At 42.4% G+C, this 23,641-nt stretch carries 20 protein-coding genes and 1 pseudogene; 7 read left to right on the forward strand and 14 right to left on the reverse strand.

Translation table 11 applies throughout. From position 1 onward, the window contains the following. Positions 1-23 precede the first annotated feature (23 nt). Positions 24-476 (forward strand): universal stress protein, encoded by a 453-nt coding sequence (locus SORDD15_RS06310; protein WP_061415561.1) that lies wholly within the window; start codon positions 24-26, stop codon positions 474-476. A gap of 228 nt (positions 477-704) precedes the next feature. Here SORDD15_RS06310 and SORDD15_RS06315 read toward each other — a convergent pair whose 3' ends face one another. Together SORDD15_RS06315 and SORDD15_RS06320 are read right to left on the reverse strand one after the other, a co-directional pair. Continuing rightward, the gene (locus SORDD15_RS06315; protein WP_061415563.1) at positions 705-2,822 is read right to left on the reverse strand and encodes a CAP domain-containing protein; all 2,118 of its coding nucleotides are present in this window, start codon (positions 2,820-2,822) and stop codon (positions 705-707) included. 496 nt (positions 2,823-3,318) lie between these two features. Next, positions 3,319-4,710, reverse strand: coding sequence for a Cof-type HAD-IIB family hydrolase (locus SORDD15_RS06320; RefSeq protein WP_061415566.1), 1,392 nt, complete (start codon positions 4,708-4,710; stop codon positions 3,319-3,321). Positions 4,711-4,775: 65 nt separating this feature from the next. On the opposite strand from SORDD15_RS06320, the gene SORDD15_RS06325 reads away from it, so the two are divergent. Then, the gene (locus SORDD15_RS06325) at positions 4,776-5,738 is read left to right on the forward strand and encodes an asparaginase (protein ID WP_061415567.1); all 963 of its coding nucleotides are present in this window, start codon (positions 4,776-4,778) and stop codon (positions 5,736-5,738) included. Between the two features lie 52 nt (positions 5,739-5,790). On the opposite strand, the pseudogene ccpA reads toward SORDD15_RS06325, so the two are convergent. Then, positions 5,791-6,800, reverse strand: a pseudogene (gene ccpA, locus SORDD15_RS06330) (catabolite control protein A). 205 nt (positions 6,801-7,005) lie between these two features. Here ccpA and SORDD15_RS06335 point away from each other — a divergent pair. Beyond that, positions 7,006-7,323 carry a DUF960 domain-containing protein gene (locus SORDD15_RS06335; RefSeq protein WP_061415570.1) on the forward strand — a complete coding sequence of 106 codons (318 nt, stop codon included), beginning with the start codon at positions 7,006-7,008 and terminating at the stop codon, positions 7,321-7,323. Positions 7,324-7,373: 50 nt separating this feature from the next. Here SORDD15_RS06335 and SORDD15_RS06340 read toward each other — a convergent pair whose 3' ends face one another. From SORDD15_RS06340 to SORDD15_RS06370, 7 genes are all read right to left on the reverse strand, one after another. Further along, on the reverse strand, positions 7,374-8,657 hold the full coding sequence (locus SORDD15_RS06340) for a hypothetical protein (protein ID WP_061415572.1): 1,284 nt from the start codon (positions 8,655-8,657) through the stop codon (positions 7,374-7,376). Beyond that, positions 8,650-9,471: a 2-amino-4-hydroxy-6-hydroxymethyldihydropteridine diphosphokinase gene (gene folK / locus SORDD15_RS06345; protein WP_061415574.1), complete on the reverse strand. Its 822-nt coding sequence runs from the start codon at positions 9,469-9,471 to the stop codon at positions 8,650-8,652. The genes SORDD15_RS06340 and folK overlap by 8 nt, the downstream gene beginning before the upstream one ends. Positions 9,472-9,512: 41 nt before the next feature. Continuing rightward, positions 9,513-10,067, reverse strand: a complete 555-nt coding sequence (folE, locus tag SORDD15_RS06350) for a GTP cyclohydrolase I FolE (RefSeq protein ID WP_000380931.1) — start codon at positions 10,065-10,067, stop codon at positions 9,513-9,515. Beyond that, positions 10,048-11,370: a bifunctional folylpolyglutamate synthase/dihydrofolate synthase gene (locus tag SORDD15_RS06355; RefSeq protein ID WP_061415576.1), complete on the reverse strand. Its 1,323-nt coding sequence runs from the start codon at positions 11,368-11,370 to the stop codon at positions 10,048-10,050. Before SORDD15_RS06355 ends, folE begins: the two co-directional genes overlap by 20 nt. A 1-nt stretch (position 11,371) precedes the next feature. Then, positions 11,372-12,316: a dihydropteroate synthase gene (folP, locus tag SORDD15_RS06360; RefSeq protein ID WP_061415578.1), complete on the reverse strand. Its 945-nt coding sequence runs from the start codon at positions 12,314-12,316 to the stop codon at positions 11,372-11,374. A 104-nt stretch (positions 12,317-12,420) separates the two neighbouring features. Further along, positions 12,421-13,128, reverse strand: coding sequence for a CPBP family intramembrane glutamic endopeptidase (locus SORDD15_RS06365; protein ID WP_061415580.1), 708 nt, complete (start codon positions 13,126-13,128; stop codon positions 12,421-12,423). A 55-nt stretch (positions 13,129-13,183) separates the two neighbouring features. Next, positions 13,184-14,602 carry an NCS2 family permease gene (locus SORDD15_RS06370; protein ID WP_049520591.1) on the reverse strand — a complete coding sequence of 473 codons (1,419 nt, stop codon included), beginning with the start codon at positions 14,600-14,602 and terminating at the stop codon, positions 13,184-13,186. 183 nt (positions 14,603-14,785) lie between these two features. On the opposite strand from SORDD15_RS06370, the gene SORDD15_RS06375 reads away from it, so the two are divergent. The 4 genes from SORDD15_RS06375 to SORDD15_RS06390 all read left to right on the forward strand — a co-directional run bounded on the left by SORDD15_RS06375 (position 14,786) and on the right by SORDD15_RS06390 (position 18,684). Continuing rightward, a complete protein-coding gene (locus tag SORDD15_RS06375) occupies positions 14,786-15,598 on the forward strand; it encodes a Cof-type HAD-IIB family hydrolase (RefSeq protein WP_061415582.1) in 813 nt (270 codons plus the stop codon). A 282-nt stretch (positions 15,599-15,880) separates the two neighbouring features. Then, positions 15,881-16,870 carry a PTS sugar transporter subunit IIB gene (locus SORDD15_RS06380; protein WP_061415584.1) on the forward strand — a complete coding sequence of 330 codons (990 nt, stop codon included), beginning with the start codon at positions 15,881-15,883 and terminating at the stop codon, positions 16,868-16,870. Positions 16,871-16,945: 75 nt separating this feature from the next. After that, a complete protein-coding gene (locus tag SORDD15_RS06385; protein WP_061415586.1) occupies positions 16,946-17,758 on the forward strand; it encodes a PTS mannose/fructose/sorbose transporter subunit IIC in 813 nt (270 codons plus the stop codon). Positions 17,759-17,772: 14 nt separating this feature from the next. Then, on the forward strand, positions 17,773-18,684 hold the full coding sequence (locus SORDD15_RS06390) for a PTS system mannose/fructose/sorbose family transporter subunit IID (protein ID WP_000818316.1): 912 nt from the start codon (positions 17,773-17,775) through the stop codon (positions 18,682-18,684). A 62-nt stretch (positions 18,685-18,746) separates the two neighbouring features. Here the strand turns inward: SORDD15_RS06390 and SORDD15_RS06395 are convergent, their stop codons facing one another. The 4 genes from SORDD15_RS06395 to SORDD15_RS06415 form a co-directional block, all read right to left on the reverse strand. Continuing rightward, complete coding sequence (locus SORDD15_RS06395; RefSeq protein ID WP_061415588.1) at positions 18,747-20,975, reverse strand: HAD-IC family P-type ATPase; 2,229 nt, start codon at positions 20,973-20,975, stop codon at positions 18,747-18,749. 169 nt (positions 20,976-21,144) lie between these two features. After that, a complete protein-coding gene (gene pepC, locus SORDD15_RS06400) occupies positions 21,145-22,479 on the reverse strand; it encodes an aminopeptidase C (protein WP_061415594.1) in 1,335 nt (444 codons plus the stop codon). A 109-nt stretch (positions 22,480-22,588) separates the two neighbouring features. Then, entirely contained in the window at positions 22,589-23,311 is a 723-nt protein-coding gene (locus SORDD15_RS06410) for a pseudouridine synthase (RefSeq protein ID WP_061415725.1), read from the reverse strand. A 62-nt stretch (positions 23,312-23,373) separates the two neighbouring features. Beyond that, positions 23,374-23,604 carry a GlsB/YeaQ/YmgE family stress response membrane protein gene (locus SORDD15_RS06415; protein WP_061415596.1) on the reverse strand — a complete coding sequence of 77 codons (231 nt, stop codon included), beginning with the start codon at positions 23,602-23,604 and terminating at the stop codon, positions 23,374-23,376. Between the last annotated feature and the right edge of the window lie 37 nt (positions 23,605-23,641).

The raw sequence follows: 23,641 nt of genomic DNA on the forward strand, positions 1-23,641 counted from the left end.
AGAAAATTTCAGGAGGTTTCATTATGGCACAACGTTACCAAAATATCATGGTCGCAATTGATGGTTCTAAAGAAGCGGACTTGGCTTTTGTAAAGGGAGTTCATTCTGCTCTACGAAACGACGCTAAACTCACCATCGCACATGTCATTGACACACGCGCCCTTCAAAGCGTATCCACCTTTGATGCTGAAGTTTACGAAGAACTCCAAGTCGACGCTGAAAGTCTGATGAAAGAGTACGAAAAACGTGCGAAAGATGCTGGTGTGACAGATGTTCACATCGTCATTGAAATGGGAAATCCAAAGACTCTCTTGGCACGTACTATTCCTGATGCTGAGGAAGTGGACCTCATCCTCGTTGGCGCAACTGGTCTCAATGCCTTTGAACGCCTACTCGTCGGTTCCTCCTCAGAATATATCCTACGCCATGCCAAGGTTGACTTACTGGTTGTAAGAGAAAGAGAAAAAACATTGTAATCATTGAAAAAGGAGTCCGTACTCCTTTTTTTGTTTGCTCCACTTTACTCATTAAAAGATATTGAATTGGGAAATGATTAAAAATCATAAAAACGCATAATATCAAGCATTCAAAAACTTTGATACTATGCGTTTTATCATAAAGATTTTTACTGGATTTTCGCCTCAAATTGAGTTTTCCCCAGTCTCTTATCTTATTTCAACAAATAGACGATTCTGAAAATCAAATTATTTGTAGTTGTAAGTCCAGTAGTAATCTCCATTACCATCAACTACTGCCGCCACTGCTCCCTCTGTTACATTTGGATCAAGAAGCCATTCTCTAAGGCCGCTTGAAGCCCACTTCTCAACAACAGTAGCTGCATCTTCGTCACGACGTCCGACAAAGCCTGTACTATCGTACTGACGTGAAATTTCATTTACTTTTGGAAGGGCTTGATTTTGATAAATATCATCAGACCACGTTAATTCTTTCAACCCTTGAGCTTTACGAGTTTCATTGATTTTAGCAAAAGCTTCTTTTGCTTTATCAATAGCAACATAGTTTGTAGCATCCGTAGCTTCGATGCGGTAAACGAATTTCACATGACCAAATTCAATATCCTTGTACTTATCATCAGCAACACCACTCTTAAGATTTGCAATCAAGACATAGTCTTTTGCCCACGGATTTTGTTTGGACATCTCAAAGAGTTCTGGGTTTTCAATTTCCCACTCCACTTTCGCATCCCAGCCAGAGTTATCAACAAATTTGGGTTTCATTTTCTCAATGACATAGTTCTTGAATTCTTCCACATTTTGGAATGGGAGTGGCTGGCCAGCTTTCGCAGTAGTTACCAAATTTCTTGAGTACAGCTTGACACTAGAGTCCTTATCACTATACATATACTCGTCGTCCGCTGTATTTTCATGGAGCTTAGGATCAAGTGCTGGGTCGTTAGGGTCCGTCATCCCTTGCAATTTCCAGACATCACCGAACCATTTCCAATAAGGAGAATAGCCAGTACGCTCAGAGTTTGAAGGTACATAGTAATAATGAGTGCTGCCGTCATAGTAATAGTTTGGATCGGCCTCTAAGGCTGCATCGCCCGGCTTGCCAGAAGGGTAGATAATTTTCGGAGTTTGTCCATTTGGTGCCCAAGCCAAGTGTTCCAATCCTTCAGCTGGTTTTTCAACATAATCAGGGATTTGGTTTTCACTTGGTTCATCAGTAGTTACCAATCCTGAATTCCCTGGAATAGCCGGAGTTGCTGGCTGGTCTGCAGAACCGCTGTCTGATGGATCTGCCGGCGTTGACGGAGTTTCAGGAGCAAATGGATTGAAAGGCTTGTCTTCATGAACGAAAGGCGGTGTCGGAGGCAGTTCAATACCTGGGACATCTGAATCGCTTGGTGTATCCGTACCTGGGGTCACTGGCTGATCTGTGCCTGGATTGACCGGTTGATCAGGTTTGTCGTTTGGTGTTGGTTCCGGAGTCGGAGTTGGAGTTGGCTCTGGAGTCGGTGCTGGAGTCGCAGGATCCGCTGGAGTCTCTGTTGCCTTAACCAGAACCCATTTGCCATTTGCATAGTAATAGTAAGAACCGTCTTCCAAAACATAATAGTGATAGCCATTTTCATAACGGTAATGGCTGTCATTTCTCAGGTTGTTATAGCCATTATTGCTATCGCCAGCATTGGACACTGGCTCCCAAGAACCATTGCGGTAGATACGATAACTTCCATCATTCATACGGTAATAATGATTGCCATTCCAGTAAGTATAGTTAGCATCACTACGCAGACTCTCATAGCCAGAATTACTGTTAGAATCATTGTTCAAGGCAACCCAAGAACCGTTGCGATAAACGCGGTAGCTACCGTCATTCATACGGTAGTAATGATTGCCATTCCAGTAAATATAGTTTTCATCGCTAGCAAGGTTGTTGTAATTATTCCAATAGTTATAACCATAGTAGTTGCTACTGTTGTCGTAGCCATAGTAGTTATTCCAATTATTGTAACCGTAGTTGTAACTTGGGTAATAGCTACCATATCCGTAGTTGTAACTTGGGTAATAGCTACCATATCCATAGTTATAGCTTGGGTAGTAGCTACCATATCCATAGTTATAGCTTGGGTAATAACTGTTGTAGCCATAACTTCTTACAGTATAGTTTGATGTGCGACTACGATTTGCAGTAGTACGGTTAGAAGTACGATTGCTTGAACGGCGGCTAGTTCTTGTATAGTAACTATTATTTCCATTCCAATTGTAAGCAGCGTGAGCTTCACTTGGTGCAAAAGTTGGAAGCATTGTTACAGCTGTTAAAACAGAAGCTGTCAAATAGGTATATTTTTTCTTCATTTCAACCTCTTAATTCTTTAATTTTTAAACTTGAAAATTAAAATAATAAAAATTTGGAAAGCAATTGTGCACAATTTTATAACTAAACCTCAAAACTAGAGTGAATTCTTCACATCAACTTGTTAACAGGCCTGAAATAAACAAGTTGACTTTCTGTCTTTAAAAAGAGCATATTGTAGTAGCATGAGAATTTTATATTTATTCGCTTTCTGAATTTATTCTAACACATCAACTTTCAAATATCAAATAATTTGACTCGTCTTTTTTTGATATTCTTTCAAAAGAAAAGCTAGATATATTAGTAATATATCTAGCTTTTTAACTATTCTTTGTAAACAATGTAATTTCCTGTTGCTTTATTTTCATTATCTTTTCATTTTTTCTTTTCTTTTTCTAGTATAAATATGCTAATAATAATTAGTGATATATATAAAATTGTTCGGTTTTTCAGCTCAAAAAATCCCCGAATTTTTTATCCAGGGAAAAGAAATTTCTCTTATTTTTTATTTTTTCTTTCTTTATGTCGCTCATAAGCTTTAAACTGACGTTGTAGTTCCTGTCGGATGGCAGGTTCTGGAGCATATTTTTCTTCCCAGTCATCTGGTTTTAAAATCTTGTGTGTAACTGGGTCAAAATGAGCTTTCCCATCAGGGAAAACCTTCCCCATATTTGCTTCATGAACAATATCAAAAATGCGTTCTGGATCTACTCCCATCAATACAAAACTACCGTATGTGAAATACAGTGTGTCGATCAAAGCATCCACTTGACCGACCAAGTTTTGCTTAGCAGGTGTCTTTTTCGCCACTTTCTCTGCTGCCTTGTCAAGCGCCTCATGCATGCTTGCAAGGGAGTTTTGGAATTCTTCCTCCGAGGAACTTGCTGCGCGAACAAACTCTACTAATTCTTCAATTTTAAAGTCTGCGCGGTGGGTTGCACCTTCAGCATCCCATGCCTGTGGTTCTTCTTGAGTTCGTTCATCCATTATGTGGTGGAAGGTCTTGACCTTATTAAAGTGGTAGTCCCGACTGACAAAAACTTTTTCTGAAGCCAAAACACCAAAGTGCTCGAGCGCCTTGTGGATACCATCTTGTTGATTACTTGCCGTAATATGCTTGGCAACTTCTTTGACACCGCTACTGCCATTTCCCATAGCAACCGACATACCAACACCCGCCAACATTTCCAGATCGTTGTCTGAATCACCAAAGGCCATGACTTGGTTGAGATCAAAGCCATATTCTTTCCCGACTCGGCGAATGCCTTCTAGCTTGGAATTTCCTTGGTTAATGATATCTGCGGCAAAAGGATTGCTTCGAGTTAATTTCAAATCTTCAAAATCACTTGCTGCCTTCTCAGATTCTTCTGGCGTCATCAGCATCAAAACTTGATAAATGGGTTGATTAATCAAGTTAAGCAAGTCGTCTTCCTTTTGAGGAACTGCCTTGCTGACCATCCGGTTAAAGGAACGGCTAACGGTTCTTGTCAGAACAGTTGGAATAAAACGACTAACCAGTTGAGAAAAGGATCCGAGACCAAATGACATAATTTTCGAACCAACAACGGCATGCTCGGTTCCAAGGGCGATTTCTTTACGCTCCTTTTTAGCATACGCAATCAGTTGACGCAGGCTTGACTTAGCAATAGGACTTGCAAAGAGCACCTTTTCTTTATTAAAAATGTATTGGCCATTGTAGGTCACCGCAAAGTCTAAGTCCAATTCTTCCATCAATTCCTTGACAAAAAACGGCCCTCGTCCTGTCGCTACTCCAACAAGCACTCCTTGCTCTTTGACAATCTTAATCGCGTCCTTAGTGGATTTCAAAACACTCTTACGATCGTTGACTAGCGTTCCATCAATATCAAAAAAAACAGCCTTGACTTCCATCCTATCCCATTCTCCCCTTTTGTGTTACAATGATTATACCACATTTCAGAAAGAGTGACTAAATCATGCCTAAGAAAATCCTTGTTTTACATACAGGTGGGACTATTTCCATGCAAGCAGACGCCACTGGTGCCGTTGTAACTAGTCAGGACAATCCCATGAACCATGTTTCCAATCCACTTGAAGGGATTGAGGTTCATGCCCTAGACTTTTTTAACCTGCCAAGCCCCCATATCAAACCCAAGCATATGCTTGCACTCTATCATAAGATTAAAGAGGAAGCTGGTAACTACGATGGAGTTGTCATCACACATGGTACAGATACCCTAGAAGAAACAGCTTACTTCCTTGATACCATGAAAATCCCGCCCATCCCCATCGTTCTAACAGGTGCCATGCGTAGTTCAAACGAACTTGGTAGCGATGGTGTTTATAACTATCTGAGCGCTCTGCGAGTTGCCAGCGATTATAAAGCAGCCGACAAGGGTGTGCTGGTCGTCATGAACGACGAGATCCACGCGGCCAAGTATGTTACCAAAACTCATACGACCAATGTCAGCACCTTTCAAACCCCAACACATGGTCCACTTGGCCTCATCATGAAGCAAGAAATCCTCTACTTCAAAACAGCTGAATCTCGTGTCCGGTTTGATCTCGAACATATTCAAGGTCTAGTTCCCATCATCTCAGCCTATGCCGGTATGACAGACGAGCTGATCGATATGTTAGACTTGGAACAGCTGGATGGCTTAGTCATTCAGGCCTTTGGAGCAGGCAATGTTCCCAAAGAAACAGCTCAAAAGTTGGAAAATCTCCTGCAAAAAGGAATCCCAGTCGCCTTGGTCTCACGATGCTTTAATGGTATTGCTGAACCTGTCTACGCCTACCAAGGTGGAGGAGTGCAGTTGCAACGAGCTGGTGTTTTCTTTGTCAAAGAACTCAACGCTCAAAAAGCGCGCCTCAAATTATTAATTGCCCTTAATGCTGGACTAAAAGGACAGGCTTTGAAAGACTATATGGAAGGCTAAACCTCTTCTCTAGAACGCAAAATCAGGAAATCTCACGATTCCCTGATTTTTTCTATTTACGTTTTCGTGTAGAGCGACGTTCTGTCAAACCATGAGGTAAGAGAACTTCACGTTCTTCCAACTCTTCCTTATGCATAATCTTAGTCAACATACGCATGCTGATAGCACCTAGATCATAAAGAGGTTGGGCAATAGTCGTCAAGTTTGGACGAGTGAATCGTGCAATCTGAGAGTCATCTGTCGTAATGATTTCAAACTCTTCTGGCACAGATACACCATGGTCAGCCAAACCATTTAGGACACCTGCCGCCAATTCATCACCTGTTACAACTGCAGCTGTAGCTTGTGATGAAATCAAGCGCTCTGCCAAGGCATAGCCATCGTCATAGCTATATTTTGATTCAAAGACCAAACCCTCGCTATAAGAATGTCCAGCTTTTTTCAAGGCTTCCTTATAACCAATCAAACGAACCTTGCCATTGATATCATCGACGAGTGGTCCACTCACAAAAGCAATTTTCTCATTTTCTTTGAGAAGATAGCTCACGGCATCAATCGTTGCTTGTTTGTAGTCAATATTTACACTTGGAAGTTGGTGTTCTACATCCACAGTACCAGCAAGAACAACCGGTGTCCGTGAACGAGAAAACTCTGAACGAATCTTTTCAGTCAAGTGATAGCCCATAAAGATAATCCCATCGACTTGTTTTGAAAAGAGAGTGTTAACCACTGAAACTTCCTTTTCATCATCCTCATCACTATTTGCAAGGACAATGTTATACTTGTACATTTCAGCAATGTCGTCAATTCCCTTAGCAAGTGTTGAGAAATAACCATTGGTAATGTTAGGAATCACAACTCCGACTGTCGTTGTTTTCTTGCTAGCCAAACCACGTGCTACCGCATTGGGACGATAGTCCAAACGATCAATCACTTCTAGGACTTTTTTCGAGTGTTCTCTTTAACATTCTTGTTGCCATTAACGACACGGCTAACTGTCGCCATTGAAACTCCTGCTTCACGGGCGACGTCATAAATCGTTACTGTATCATCTGTGTTCATTCCGTTTCCTTTCTATAATGAAAATTTCGCTTTCACGTATCTACTTACTCCATTTTATCACTTATTGTAAACACTTTCAAGTATTTTTAGGAGAAACTTTGAAAAAATTTCACAGTTTATTCCCATTTTGAAAAAGCAAGTGGGATTTCTTGATTTTTAAGACATTTTGCTGTATGATAAGGAAAAAGCAAAGGAGGGAGACACCATGGCTTTTACGGATACTCAGAGACGTTCGGCCAGTTTTGGCGTTGTGACTAGCTTACCTGACGATGTCATCGATTCTTTCTGGTATATTATCGATCATTTTTTGAAAAATGTCTTTGAATTAGAAGAAGAACTTGAGTTTCAACTGCTCAACAATAAGGGGACCATCACCTTCCATTTTTCTAGCCAGCACCTTCCGACTAGCATCGATTTTGATTTCAATCATCCTTTCGATCCACTTTACCCTCCTAGGGTCCTTGTTTTAGACTTGGACGGTAGAGAAACCATCCTCCTTCCAGAAGAAAATGACCTATTTTAAAAACTCTAGCTTCTCGGCGCAAACTGCTGAGGAACTAGAGTTTTCTTTTTCTAATAAATGGAGCGACTGACAACTAGACCATTTGGTTTTGTATACTCTAAATCAAGGTAATCCTGATAAGTCCCTGGCACAATGAAACCTTGGGGACTCAATATATCAGTCCCAGCTTTTCCCACGATAGAGTCTGCCAGCAAGACACAATTGGTACTGAGAACAAAGTAGGTCTTAAACTCGGATGAGCTGAATTTATAGAGGGTCGCATCTGCTTCCTGTTTCAGTTGGTAGGAGTAGGTATGCTTGACTTCGCCCTCTCTTCTTTTCATCAACTGCGAGCTTGGTTTCCAAGGAATTAACAGGTCTTCTATCTCCGCTAGGCGAGCTTGGATAGCTGCTTTCTGTTGGTCCGTCAAACTCAGACCGTAAGCAAACAAGGTCTTCTGACTTTCCCTCTTGCAGAGTTCAATGTATTTTTCCCGATTGGCCTTAAACAAAACACCGTCTCCAACCATGCCGAATAAACGCTCCGAGTGAGGATCATAGGAACCATAGGAAATAACCTTCCCTTGATAACAAATATCCACATGTCCCATAGCTAGGAAGAAGGAGGTTTCTGAGGTATGGACAAAAATTTCCAGATCAACCGTCTGATTGTTTTTTCTTTCCGAATGAACTTCCCCTTCTTGGCTTTCATGATTTGACAGCCACTCATTTAGTTTGCGTAAGGTACTGATAGGGATCAGAGCCGTCACAAAGATCGGCAAGGTCATTCGCATACGCCGCTTCAGCTTGGGATTGTTTTCTATCTTTTCAAAAAAGAAACCGTCCCGGAGGCTACTGGCTCCTAGCATGAGCAAGTAAAACCCAAGCAAGAGCAATTCAAAATTCGCCGCATCGTGAAAAGGAGAGATGCTATAAAACCCAAATCCTATCATCCATACAGCATCGAAGAGATGATGAAGACGAGGATGAATAGCATTTTTTCGATAGAGAGACCAGGTCACAAGACTAATACTACCCGTAAACAGCTGGTAGCTCGCAATGACAAAGACTAGGAGATAGAGGGCAAGGTCTTGCAAGATGATAGAGTCAAACACCAGAGCCGCAACCACCAGCTTGGCTAGAGTTACAAAGATATTTTCCCGACGTTTTTTATCCTGAAACCAGCGAGTCAACAAGTGCCAAACTGCTGATAAGGAAAAGTAGCCTGTCAGCAACTGGTACCCCATCCTCGGAATAACTTGCCCAAAACGAATCAAGAGAAGCCCTAGAACAATAGCAAGTAGTCCCTCCCCGATACTCTTCCACTTGCTATAGGTCTCGGAAAGTTTAGGCATTTCCTTGCTCCAACTGGTCAACCAAGTGTCGAATTGGTTGCTTTAGGATTGGATGGATAAAATGGGGAGCTATTTCTACTAACGGCTCAAGAACAAAGAGGCGTTCTGCTATATAAGGATGAGGCAAGATGAGCTCGTCTGTATAAATGACTTGGTTCTCCACAAAGAGCAAGTCCAAATCAATCAAACGAGGCCCCCAATGCACCTCTCGAACCCGTCCCATTTCTGACTCAATGGCTAATAATGTTTCTAACAAGACTGGTGCTGGTAGCCAGGTTTCTACTTCAATCACCTGATTGACAAAGCTATCCTGCTCCACACCGCCCCAAGGCTCTGTCGCCAAGACACTGGACTCTTTGAGGATATGGATACCTTGAGCTCGTAGTTTGTCAATAGCTTGCTCCAAGTTTGCTTGCTTATCCCCCATATTGCTTCCAAGAGCGATAAAGGCTCGCTGCTTACGACGGTGAATGGTCACCGAGCATGTATCCAACGGTAAATGCACTGGAGCCCAAGGTTTTTTTAGTTCCAACTCAATCTCTTGGACAAGAGAGTAGGTCTCAAAGGTACGTTCAACTATTTTGTAGGCTACCGTTTCAATCAAGTCCTCAGTGGTTTCCTGAAACCAAGTCGTCCACTGCTGACACAGTTCTCCGTAATGGACAGAGGCTGTTAAATCCAATTCTGTAGCCGCCTTGGTCATATCATAGGATAGGATGGCTGAAACGACAAACTTCTGCCCCAATTCCTTCTCACTAGGAAAAAGACCATGATAGGCAAAAATTTCCAAATCTTTAATCTGCAGTTGATCCATAACTAGTCCTTTCTAGAAAAATCCGCATGAAGCGGATTCTTTTATAATCCCATTAAACGATAAGCCTGGTCTCGAAGGTCCTTATCTGTTTCAAATAGACCACGAGCTACTGTCGTCAAGGTTGCAGTTCCTGGTTTTCTGACACCACGCATACTCATACACATATGTTCCGCCTCAATGACAACAAAGGCTCCCTTAGCCCCCAGATAGTCCATCAGGGCATCGGCCACTTCGATATTCAACCGTTCTTGAATCTGTGGTTTTTTAGAATAAACTTCAACCGTACGGGCCAGCTTGGACAAGCCTGCCACACGACCATCTGGAATGTAGGCAATGTGCGCTCTCCCATAAAATGGTAGAAAGTGGTGCTCACACATAGTATGGAAAAAAATATCCTTTTCCACTACCATATTGTCATCGATAATCTCAAAGGATTTTGACAGGTGTTCCTCAGCAGTTTGGCCAAGACCTGAAAAAATCTCTTGGTACATACGGGCTACACGAGCAGGTGTTTCTTGCAAGCCCTCGCGGTTAGCGTCCTCACCGACGGCCTCAATAATCATTTTTACAGCCGTTTCAATCTTTTGTGTATCCATTCTCGTTCTTCCTCTCCATCAGATAGGCTCTCACTTGGCTCAAGAAATACAAGGAGCCCGTGACAATCCTAACTGTTTTTTTCTCTTCTTTTCTATCTGTCAATTTCTGTTCTAAAAACTCTTGCCAGTTTTGGTAATTGAGATTTCTAGACTTGGCTGTCTCTTTCAGCACGCTTTCATCCGTCGCCCGACTATCGTCAAAATGGGTTAAAGTCAATTGACTATCTGGCACCGTTTCTAGCAAATCCAACATATCCTCCAAGGCCTTGGTTTTAATACACGTAAAGAGAATTTCCTTATGATAATCCGCAAAGCGTTCTTGCAAGGTTGCTAATAAAGCCTTGATAGCATGGGGATTGTGGGCCCCATCCAAAAGCAACAAGGGGTCTCTTGACACGACCTCCAAACGCCCTGGCCATCTGGCTTCTTTCAAAGCTTGAGCAACCAAATCATTATTTGCTAACTCTCGCCCAGTCTCCTGACAATAAGTGTCTAGAAGAGCAAGCGCCATCCCAGCATTCTCTATCTGATGTAAACCAATCAGACCAGTCTGGAAACGACCTTGTCTGACAGAACTGGTATAATCAAAGATTTCACCCGCTACCACGCTTTCTTGATGACGAACCTGATAATCTTTTCCATAGGTAAGTCTCGGCGCATTTTTAGCTTCTGCAATAGGATTGATTACAGTCAAGGCTTCAGGAACAATATGACCTGTCACCAAGGGAATACCTTGTTTGATGATACCAGCCTTCTGCTCTGCTATGGCTTCCAAGGTGTCACCTAGTAGAGCTACATGGTCTAAGCCAATAGTCGTAATTCCTGTCAAAATTGGCTGGCAAACATTGGTACTATCCAGAAGGCCACCCATGCCGACTTCCATGATGGCCACATCTACTTTCTCTGAGGCAAAGTAATCATAAGCTAGGGCTGTGATAATCTCAAACTCAGTCGTTTCTTGTAAAGCAGCGCTCCTCTCTCCCTCAAGCAAAGTCTGATAGTCTGCCATAAGAGTTTCTAGTCTCGCTTCTGGGACAGATTCCCCATTGATGCTAATCTGGTCTGTGTAATGAATGAGATAGGGCGAACTAAACACGCCAACTCTCAGACCTAGCTTTTCCAGCATCTTTTTCAAAAAAGCAATGGTCGAACCCTTTCCATTTGTTCCGCCTATATGGATAACCTTGAGTTTGAGATGGGGATTGCCACGCAGAGCTAGGAGTTCCACCATTCGTTCCAAACCAAAATGCGGTTGGTCCGTCCGGTAGTGAGCAATCCACTGATTGTTTTGAATTTCGTTCATCTTATTTATATTGTTTTAAATCTAGATTTTCTGCATCATCTGCCAAACGAATGGCTGACGCAATTTCAACCGCCATCCTGTGACTGGCTACATCGTGCACGCGCACTACTGCGACACCCTGTCTCGCAGCGATACTGGTTACATGAGCCGAAGCTGTGTCTCGATTACGGAAACCAAGTTCGGTCTTAGGATTGACTTCAAAACCATTTTCCTCCAGAATATTAATGACAAATCGCTTACGCGAAACTCCAAGAAAGATTGGATAGCCTTTCTGATGCAGTTTATCCAAGTCCCGTAAAAGAAGTAGATTTTCTTTCTTAGTCAGACCAAAGCCGATTCCTGGATCCAGCAGAATGTTTCCTCTTGCTATTCCAGCTTCCTCCGCTCTCGCTAGAGCTCGTTCAAAGAAAGCCTCCATCAAGTTTCCGATTGGTATTTTTTCAAAGTCAGCTAACTCTTCCTCTGTAAAAGCTTGTCCAAAGCCAAAATGAGGGAAGATGAGCGAACTAGGGCGCTGAGGTCGAGCCATGACTGGATTAAACATGATAACTACTTTCGCTCCAGCCTTAGCAACCACATCCGCCATTCTCTCATCTCCCATGAGACCCGTGATATCATTGACCAGATTGGCACCTGCAGCCAAAGCAGCCTCTGCCACCTGACTTTTCCAAGTATCGATGGAAATGAGAACATCACTTTCCTCACGGATAGCTTTAATCACTGGAACAACACGCTGGATTTCCTCTTCTATCTCAACATAGCTACTGCCCGGCCGAGTCGATTCTCCACCGATATCTAGCATGTTCGCCCCTTCTGCTATCAATTTACGAGCCTGCTGGAGCGCCTGCTCAAGAGCAAAAAACTGCCCACCATCCGAAAAAGAATCTGGGGTTACATTGATAATGCCACAAATGGCTGTTTTTGTCTGACTAGCTTTATTAGACATACGGTCACTCCTCAGGGGTTTTCCACCACATTATCTCTCTATTTTACCATAAAAAGAAAAAGATGGATACGTTAGTATTCATCTTTTCCAAGCAGGCTAATGGTTTAGAATGATAGACCTAGATTTCTACTAATCAATACCAATAAGGCCAACAAACAAAATGCAATACCATTGAGAATCATATGAAGCAAAATGGACATCTCCAAACGCTCAGTCTTATAGGCTGTCCAAGTCAAAACCGTTGACATTCCTCCATAAATAATCACAGAAGGTAGATTGGTTGGCATATGGAGCAAGGCAAAGACGATTGCACCAACAACAAAACCTAGTTTTTCTTTTCCATGGAAAATCTTTTTAGGAATAATTCCACGACACAAAATTTCTTCACAAATCGGCGCAATCAAGACTAGTAGGAAGAAAGTTGAAATCAAGGAACTATTCTGAACCAAACCATTCAGTATTGATTGGTTATTGGTTGTTGCCTCATTTGTTAGTCGAAGCAGGAGTGAACCCAAGAGATTTGTCGCAAAAATCACCAGATAACTCAGTACCAAGCGAGCCAAGTCTTTTGCCTTAAAAAAGGATAGATTAAAAGTAGCAAGTTGTGTTTTTCGTGCACCAATAATGAATACAATCAAAACGACTATGGATAGAGCACCTACTAAGAGCCCTGACTGTAAAATCGGAAACTGTTTGTTTGCTAAAAACAAAGCAAGTCCTATGGGAAATTGAGATAGAACAAAAGCTACCAAAAGGATGATCACCCATTTCCCTCTGTTTAAGACCTCTTGCCAAATCGTCTTATCTTTCATGATGTACCTCCTTACAATTAAAAAGGGGAGACTCCCCCTTTTTCTATTATACCATTTATAGCGCCATACTGATATAGTTAAGGATAAACAAGGCATCCAAAATCCAAATCATCACGTGCACATCCTTGGCTTGACCTTTGACAACTTTTGTCAAGGTGTATGTCAAGAAACCAACAGCAATCCCTTGTGTGATAGAGTAGCTGAATCCCATAAAGATAGATGTGAAGAAGGCAGGAACAGCTTCAGCCATATCATCCCAAGGGATATTTTTCAAGTTAGAAAGCATCATGATTCCGACGATAATCAAAATTGGTGCTGTTGCAGCTGTAGGAACAATCGCTAGAAGTGGGCTAAAGAAGCTAGATAGAGCAAAACAGATCGCAACCACTAGGGCTGTCAAACCAGTACGCCCACCAGCACCGATACCCGCCGCAGACTCAACATAGGTTGTGACGTTTGAAGTACCTGCAATGGCACCTACTGAAGTTGCCACCAAGTCAGAGTAAAGAGCCTTGTCCAATTTAGCGGACTCATGGTTTTCCCCACTTGTCGCAACGATACCAACTTTTTCACCAGTACCAATAAGAGTACCGATCGTATCAAAAATATCCGTTAGTGAGAAGGCAAGAATAGCCATCAAGGTTTCTGGTAAACGCGAAGTGTTTGAAATCAAAGATCCTAAACCTTCTGAACCAAGAGCAGCACCAAACAAAGTTCCTAGATCATTAACCGCTGATGAAAGATTGTTGCTAGCAAAGTCGATCCCTGATAATTTGACAACACCAACAGCAATGGCAAGCACAGTCGTTGTTAAAATAGAAAGAATGATTCCACCTTTGATGCCTTTAACAACAAAGAAGATGGTAATAGCCAAACCTGCAAGAGCCACCAATACTGCTGGAGTATTGAAGTCTACCAAGCCTGGAACAGCTGCTGAGTTTGCAGTAAGTGCAGCTTGAGCCTTGTCTGCTCCTTCACCTGCTACCGTATAAGTACCTGGATCGATTGAGAATTTCAAGAGACCAGCATTCTTAATCCCAACATAGGCAAGGAAAACACCAATACCAGCCGAAATAGCTGAACGAAGTGTTGTTGGAATGGATTCGATGATCATTTTACGAACATTTGTCAAGGTAATAATCAGTGAAATAATTCCACAAATGAAGACCATACCGAGAGCTTCTTTCCAAGTATAGCCCATCCCAAATACAACTGTAAATGTGAAGAAGGCATTTAGTCCCATACCTGGTGCTTGTGCATAGGGCAAATTAGCATAGAAAGCCATCATCAAGGTACCGACTACAGAACCGATAATCGTTGCCAAGAACACACCTTGAACAGGCATACCCGTTTGGGAAAGCATTTGAGGGTTTACAAAAAGAATATAACTCATTGCAAAGAATGTTGTTAAACCAGCAAGCACCTCTGTACGGACATCTGTCCCGTGCTCTTTTAGTTTAAATAGTTTGTCCATCTTTAATCTCCTTTTTTTACGAACAATATTAGTATTATATCATTTATCATTCACCTTTTCAATATGTTTGTTTAATTTATTTAATAAATCAAAGCAACTGAGTTTTTGTTTCTCATCTGCTTTTCTTCCTTCTTTTTGATATAATAGTAGACATCTTATCTGGAAACGACTAGGAAGGTTTATATGACTAAAAAAATTATCGCAGTCGATTTGGACGGAACCCTGTTGAATAGCGAAAGCAAGCTCTCCGATTTTACCAAAGAGACAATCAAAAAAATTTCAGAAAAAGGACACCATGTCATCATCACGACAGGCCGTCCGTATCGTATGGCAAAAGATTTCTATCGTGAGCTAGAATTGCATACTCCCATGATTAACTTTAATGGTTCCCTCACCCATCTACCAGGACAGGCTTGGGAGCATGAAAAGTGCTTGACTTTGGACAAAAAATACCTCCTAGACATGGTCAAGCGCACGGAGGACATCCAGGCTGATTTTATTGCAGGAGAATATCGAAAAAAATTCTATATCACAACTCCGAATGAAGAAATTGCGGATCCTAAACTATTTGGCGTAGAGAACTTCCAACCGGAAAATCAATTCAAACCCGAACGAGTAACCAAGAATCCTAACTGCATTCTCTTGCAAACAAGGGTTGAAGACAAATACGCTCTAGCGGACGAGATGAATCGTTTTTATCAGCACCAACTAGCTATCAATACCTGGGGCGGGCCCCTCAACATCCTCGAGTGTACTCCCAAGGGGGTAAACAAGGCATTTGCTCTAGAGTACTTGCTCAATGTGATGAATCGTGATAAAAAAGACTTAATCGCCTTTGGTGATGAGCATAATGACACTGAAATGTTGGCATTTGCAGGCAAGGGATATGCTATGAAAAACGCCAATCCTGCTCTTCTTCCATATGCAGACGAACAACTTCCTCTGACCAACGAAGAAGACGGAGTTGCCCACGCTTTACAAAATTTGTTCCTATAAAAGGAAAGATTGCGATCCTGCAATCTTTTCTTTTTGTTTTCATTCTGTTTTCACAAAAGCGGCTTATTTTCTGTATTTTTATATTAAATTTTCTATTACCATTTTCATTTATCTCTCAAAAGTATTGATATATTAATATTTTTAAAAAGTCATTCTATGAAAACTTTTACATCTTTTTAGAAAAAGTAGTTGATTTTTATATGAAAACGGTTTATACTTAAAGTTAGGCTTAAAGTTTTCTTAAACATACAGTCAAACATTTTACAAGGAGGAATGACAATAATGAGTATCGGAATCATTATTGCGAGCCACGGCGAATTTGCTGCGGGTATTCATCAGTCAGGATCTATGATCTTTGGTGAACAAGAAAAGGTTCAAGTTGTAACCTTTATGCCAAATGAAGGTCCAGATGACCTTTACGCTAAATTCAATAACGCTGTGGCTGCATTTGACGCAGAAGATGAGGTTCTAGTATTGGCTGACCTTTGGAGTGGATCTCCATTCAACCAAGCTAGCCGCGTAATGGGAGAAAATCCAGAACGTAAATTTGCCATCATCACAGGACTGAACTTGCCGATGTTGATCCAAGCCTACACAGAGCGCCTTATGGACGCGAATGCAGGTGTGGATAAAGTCGCTGCGAATATCATTAAAGAAGCCAAAGATGGCATCAAGGCTCTTCCAGAAGAGCTTAACCCAGTTGAGGAAGTTGCAAGCGCTGCAGCTGCTCCAGTTGCACAAGCTGCTATTCCAGAAGGAACAGTTATCGGTGACGGTAAACTGAAAATCAACCTTGCTCGTCTAGACACTCGTCTCCTTCACGGTCAGGTTGCCACTGCTTGGACTCCTGATTCAAAAGCCGACCGTATCATCGTTGCTTCAGACAACGTTGCAAACGACGAGTTGCGTAAAGAATTGATCAAACAAGCAGCTCCAAACGGAGTAAAAGCTAACGTTGTCCCAATTCAAAAATTGATCGACGTTGCAAAAGACCCACGTTTCGGCGAAACTCATGCCCTTATCTTGTTTGAAACTCCACAAGATGCACTTCGTGCTATCGAAGGTGGCGTGCCAATCAAGACCCTTAACGTTGGTTCTATGGCTCACTCAACAGGTAAAACAATGATTAACAACGTTTTGTCTATGGACAAGGAAGACGTTGCAACCTTTGAAAAAATGCGTGACCTCGGTGTTGAATTTGACGTACGTAAAGTACCAAACGACACGAAAAAAGATTTGTTTGACTTGATTAACAAAGCCAACGTTCAATAATTTGAATCTGTTTCTATCATTTTTGAAAACAGGATTAAATACTTTATTAAAACTAAATAGAAAAGGAATAAAACCATGTCAGATATTTCAATCATTTCTGCTATCTTGGTTGTAGTTGTTGCCTTCCTTGCAGGTCTTGAAGGTATCCTCGACCAATTCCAATTCCATCAACCAATCGTCGCATGTACCCTTATCGGACTTGTAACAGGTAACCTCGAAGCAGGTGTTATGCTTGGTGGATCTCTTCAAATGATCGCCCTTGGTTGGGCTAACATCGGAGCTGCCGTAGCTCCTGATGCTGCTCTTGCATCCGTTGCCGCAGCAATCATCTTGATCAAAGGTGGTAACTTCACTACCGAAGGTATCGCCGTCGCAACTGCAACAGCTATCCCTCTTGCCGTAGCTGGACTTTTCTTGACAATGATTGTTCGTACAATCTCAGTTGCCTTGGTTCACTCAGCTGACGCAGCTGCAAAAGAAGGAAACATTGCGGCTGTTGAACGCGCTCACTACTTTGCCCTTGTTCTTCAAGGCCTTCGTATCGCTATCCCTGCAGCCTTCCTTATTGCTATCCCAGCTTCTGCCGTTCAAGACGCTCTTAGCCTAATGCCAGAATGGTTGAATGGTGGTATGGCTGTCGGTGGTGCTATGGTCGTTGCCGTTGGTTACGCTATGGTTATCAACATGATGGCAACTCGTGAAGTATGGCCATTCTTCGCTATCGGTTTTGCTCTTGCAGCAATCTCTCAATTGACTTTGATTGCCCTTGGTGTCATCGGTGTTGCCCTTGCCTTCATCTACCTTAACCTTACAAAACAAGGTGGAAACGGTGGCGGCGGAGCTGCGACTTCTAACGACCCAATCGGTGATATCCTAGAAGACTACTAGAAAGGGGAACAATCATGGCTGAAAAAATTCAATTATCAAAATCAGATCGTCAAAAAGTTTGGTGGCGTTCACAATTCCTTCAAGGTTCTTGGAACTACGAACGTATGCAAAACTTGGGTTGGGCTTACTCATTGATCCCAGCTATCAAAAAATTGTACACTAAAAAAGAAGACCAAGCAGCTGCTCTTGAACGTCACCTTGAGTTCTTCAACACTCACCCATACGTAGCTGCTCCAATCATGGGGGTTACTCTTGCACTTGAAGAAGAGCGCGCTAACGGTGTTGAAATCGACGACGCGGCTATCCAAGGGGTTAAGATAGGTATGATGGGACCTCTTGCTGGTATCGGTGACCCAGTATTCTGGTTTACAGTTCGTCCTATCCTTGGAGCCCTTGGTGCATCACTTGCTGCATCTGGTAACATTGTTGGTCCCCTTCTCTTCTTCTTTGGATGGAATGCTATCCGTATGGCCTTCCTATGGTATACACAAGAGTTCGGTTACAAAGCTGGATCTGAAATCACTAAAGACATGTCTGGTGGTATCTTGAAAGACATTACCAAAGGAGCATCTATCCTTGGTATGTTCATCCTTGCCGTTCTTGTACAACGTTGGGTATCTATCAACTTTACTGTGAACCTTCCAGGTAAACAATTGGCTGAAGGTGCTTATATCAACTTCCCAGAAGGCGCTGTAACAGGTGGAGAATTGAAGGGAATTCTTGGTCAGGCCCTTAGCGGTTTGAGCTTGGATAGCGTTCAACCACAAACTCTTCAAGGTCAGTTGAACTCATTGATTCCAGGATTGATGGGACTTCTCCTTACTTTCCTCTGCATGTGGTTGCTTAAGAAAAAAGTATCACCAATCGCAATCATCCTTGCTCTCTTTGCAGTAGGTATTGCAGCTCGTTTCTTTGGTATCATGTAATCCAAGCCATCGAGAATATAGATAAAAAAGAATCAGGATCAAATCCTGATTCTTTTTGTGTATCAACTTTTTCTTCTAGTCAGATAATGCAAGCCTCCAATCACCACTGCTAGCATGGCTACATAGACGACTTGGCTGGTTTCTAAAGGCACAAACGAGCCTTGCAGGATAAAGGTGTTGGCAAGCACTCCTACAAGGGCTGCAAGGCTCAAAAATGCGAGCAAGACTAGTTTGTATCGATTAAATGGCAGACTTACCTTGGTAACTAGACACAGACCATTGATCAAAGCAAGGAGGAAGCAAATAAATTTGACCTGACCTGGGACAGTGATAAAGAAGTTAGTCAAGAGTACACTAGCAACCAGAATGCCACCACCAATCGCAGCATTGGTCAAAATATCTCGCATAAAATGTGTGCTGACCTTTTCTTTATTGGACTCAAAAGTTAGGAAGAAAGATGGAATCCCAATCGTAATAGCTGAAATGATTGTAAACTGAATGGGGATAAAGGCGAATTCCAAACCAAATACCACACTCAAAATGGCAAACACGATGGAGAAGAAGGTCTTTGCTAGAAAGAGAGAGGCTACCTTTTGAATGTTATTGATGACACGGCGTCCTTCCATCAAAATATCATAAAATACTGCAAAGTCATCTGTCAGAAAAACAATATTTGATACACTTTTGGCTGCACTCGTAGCCCCCTTCATGGCAAAACTAATATCTGCTTTCTTGAGAGCCAGAACATCATTGACCCCGTCACCGCTCATGGCAACTGTTTTACCAGCATTTTGCAAAACGGTCACCATCTTTTCTTTCTGCTCAGGTGTCACGCGTCCAAAGATATCGTATTCCAAGACCACTCTTTCAAAGTCATCATCGCTCACCTTGATCATATCAATCGCACGGGCTTCTTCCTTAAAACCTGCCTTACGAGCCACCCCATATACAGCCACATGATTATCACCGCTGATAATCTTCACTTCAACACCTTGAGATTCGAAATAGTCAAAGGTTTCCTTGGTATTGTCCTTAATCTCATCTGACAAAACGACGTGCCCTAGTAGTTCCATATTGGCTGGAGCCGTGATGTGGTCCTTACTATGGGCAAGTGTCAAGATTCGAAAACCTTGTTGCTTTAGATGCTCGTAGTAGGCATCCATCGGCTGAGTAAAACCTAGAAATTCATAGGCTCCAAAAAAATAGGTTCCACCCTCTTTTACTTGAACAAAGGAATACTTGTTTTTGCTGGAAAAGGCACCGACTTCTTGAACTTCCCACTTCTTCTCACAAGTTAAGTAAGTCTTCAGAGCCCGCGAAGTTGCATTTTCATCCTCGAAATAAGCCAGATAAGAAGACAGTTTCTCTGCCACATTAGCATCCATTTCTTGGACCTTCATATTACCAGTCGTGATGGTACCTGTCTTATCAAAACAAAGAACATCTACACGCGCCAAGGTCTCTACACAGTATAGCTCCTGCACCAGAACCTTCTTTTTAGCCAGCTTCATGGCAGCTACTGCTAAGGAGACGCTAACCAGGAGAATCAAGCCCTCTGGAATCATGCCGACCAAGGCACCAGAACTTCCCAAGACAATTTCAACATAAGACCGTCCTAGACTAAAACCTCTGACATAGAGCAGAATGGCAACTGGCACCAGCAAGATCGAGACGATTTTTAAAATCTTATCCATGTAATCGCGTAGTTGAGAAGGGTATTTTTTGAATTCCTTGCTGGATTTTGCGAGTTTGTTAATATAGCTATCTGGACCCACAGCCGTTGCTGTAACCAGACAAGTACCGCTGACGATATTGCTTCCGCTCATCAGCTGGTCACCAACTGTTTTAAAGACCGAATCACTCTCACCCGTCAGCAAGGACTCATCAACTTCAATATTCCCTTCAAGAACTTCTGCATCGACAGGCACCTGATCACCCAGATTGAGATGCAGATACTCTCCCAGAACGATGTCCTCTGGATCAATCTCAATCGTTTGACCATCTCGGTTGACTCTGTACTTACTTTTACCAAGCAAACTCAGCTTTTCTAAGGCATTTTTTGAACGCACTTCTTGGAAAATCCCAATGGCTGTATTGATAGCAATCACACCTAAAAAGAGCATATTTTCAAATCGCAAGGTTGTGGCTACTAGAACTGCCAGAGCCAAGTTCATGGCATTAAAGAAGGTAAAGATATTTGAAACGACAATTTCCTTGGTTGTTTTATAGGGTTTAATGTCGCTGATATTTCGTTGACGATCCTTGATGTCTTGACTGCTTAAATACTTCATTTCTACTCCAATATCCTTTTGTACTACTATAATAACACATGTCTTTTTCTCTGTCACTTAAAGACTCAAAATAAGAAGAACTCCCTTGGCAAGCATCATCTATCCCCACCTTAAGAAGGACTTAAATAAAAAAGAAGCTAGGATTTCCCTAACCTCTTTTCTTTATGCTTTATTCTGCCAAGGCTCCCATTGGATCCCATGGTGCTAACACGATTGGTTCTGCTTCATAAGCAGCTTGTTCTTCTGCTGTCAGCAATTCCTTACGGACAACGATTTGGTAAGTGTATTCGTCCATCCAAGCGTCTGAGGCAACAAAGTAGCCATCTGCACCGACCTTGTCTCCCCATGAGTTTTCAACTTTCCACTTGGTTGATTTGCCATTTTCATCCAAGTCAACACCTGTCAAGACCATGGCGTGGGTCATCAAGCTTTCGCTGTAGTCCAAACGTCCAGCCTTGTCTTGAGTGAGTTGGATATCCATGCTTGATTCAAAATCATAGACATCTGTTGCAAGAATTCCGGCTTTGCGGTTACTGAGTTGGCCGACATCTGAACCAAACCAAACAGTTTCTCCCGTTTGCATTTGGGCAATCGCCAATTCTTTCAAGCGCTCCATTGGAACGTTGATGTAGCGAACTGCACGGCTACCAACCACATTTCCTAACATCTCAACTGTATAAGATTTGCCGTAAGGCTTGTCAGCAGTCGGAGCGTTGATAACAGAAACATAATCTTCTAGAGGAAGATTGACATATTTCTTGTAAAACTCTTGTGGCGTGATCCCCTTTTCACTTTGGTAGTTATCATCCTTATCGCGATAAGCAAAGTCAAACTGACGTGGTGGAAGACCTAGTGACATAGCAAGGAAGTTAAAGATTTCTTGCAAGAGGTCTTCTTTCTTAGCTTGAACAGTCGCTTGGTCTGCACCAGAAGCGAGCAAGTCACGCAAGATTTGAGCATCTTGGCGAAGCAATTTGTTGAGTATGGCATTGAGCTCACGGCTGCTGCTAGAAGAAACGGACTCAGGATAAACTGACTTAGGCACGACACCGTATTTCTCAAAGAGAGACACTACCATATCCCACTGTCCACCGTCTTGTTGTGGAGTTTGGAGTAGGAAGCTAACCTTACGGCTCGTCAATTCTTGGTCTGCAGTCGCAATGACTTGCTCCAAGAACCAGTTAGATTTCTCGTACTTGTCCCAGAAGAAAGTGTGGGCCTGTGACAATTCAAAGTTTTCCAATTTATATTGAGAAATGAGTTTGTGGCGGAAGGTATTGAGAGCTGCAAACATCCAGCAACGACCAGACGCTTTCTGGTTAGTGACCTTGTCCTTGGTCAAATCCAATGAGAAAACAGGTGCATTGTCTACATGACTTTGGCGACGTTCTAGAGCTGCAAAAATTCCATTGTGGCTGGCAGCATTTTCGATCGCTTGGTATTTGACATTTGCTTCATAGTTGGCAAATAGTTTATCTGTAAATGATTTTTGAATCGCGTTCATAGATTCCTCCTTTTATTCTACAGTCTATTATAACTCTTTTCACAAAGGAAGCAACTGAAAAACGAAAAAGGCAAGGACATTCTCCTCACCTTTTCTAACATAATCCAAACTAAGCAATACTAGCAAGGAGATGCTCTAACTCCTCCTGGGTCAGGCGACGCCATTCTCCTCGTTCTAAGTTCTCGTCCAAGGCTAGAGTTCCCATCGTCAAACGCTGCAAGTCCACCACTTCCTTGCCACAGTAGGCCACCATTCGTTTGACTTGATGAAACTTCCCTTCAGCAATGGTCACACGAACCAGACTTTGATTTTTTTCTGGATCTACCGATACAAGTTCCAGTCTAGCCGGCTGACAAGTAAAATCCTTGAGCGGAATTCCCTTAGCAAATGTCTCCACATCTTCTTGGGTCATAATTCCCTCGACATGTGCCAGATAGGCCTTATCCACATGACGTTTTGGTGAAAGAAGAGCGTGAGCTAGTTTGCCGTCATTGGTCAAGAGCAGAAGACCATGCGTATCGATATCCAAGCGCCCTACTGGGAAAACTTCCTTAGTCCGAGCAATATCATCCAACAAGTCCAACACCGTTCTGTGTATAGAATCCTCAGTAGCTGAAATAACTCCTTGGGGCTTGTTCATCATGTAGTAGACAAACTCCTCGTACTCTAGCACTTGACCATCAAAGCGAATCTCATCTCTTTCTTCATTGATCTGCAGTTTAGCTGACTTTTCTTTTTTACCATTTACCGTCACGCGCCCAGCCTTGAGCAAGTTTTTGACCTCCGTCCGACTTCCTACTGCGCAGGCAACTAAAAATTTATCTAATCTCATAGAACTATTATACCACATTCAAAAAGAGGCCGAGCAATTGCTCAACCTCCTAATCTAGTCAATCAGCTTCCTCGTCTCCAGAAGAGCGCTAGCAAAATCATAGCTCCTAAGATAGAGGGAAGAAGGGCCGTTCCCGCTAATTGGGGACCCCAACTGCCAAAGAGAACTTGCCCGATCCAAGCACCTAGCCAGCCAAGAAAGATTTTTCCGATACACCCCATGTTTTCTCCACGATTGGTAATGGCACCAGCCACAAGACCAATCAAAAAACCAACAAACATACTACCTAACATTTAGAGTTCCTCGTTTCTATTTCTTTCCTAAACTTTT

Origin of the sequence: Streptococcus oralis, from assembly GCF_001578935.1 — a bacterium.
In the GTDB taxonomy this organism is placed as follows: domain Bacteria; phylum Bacillota; class Bacilli; order Lactobacillales; family Streptococcaceae; genus Streptococcus; species Streptococcus oralis_R.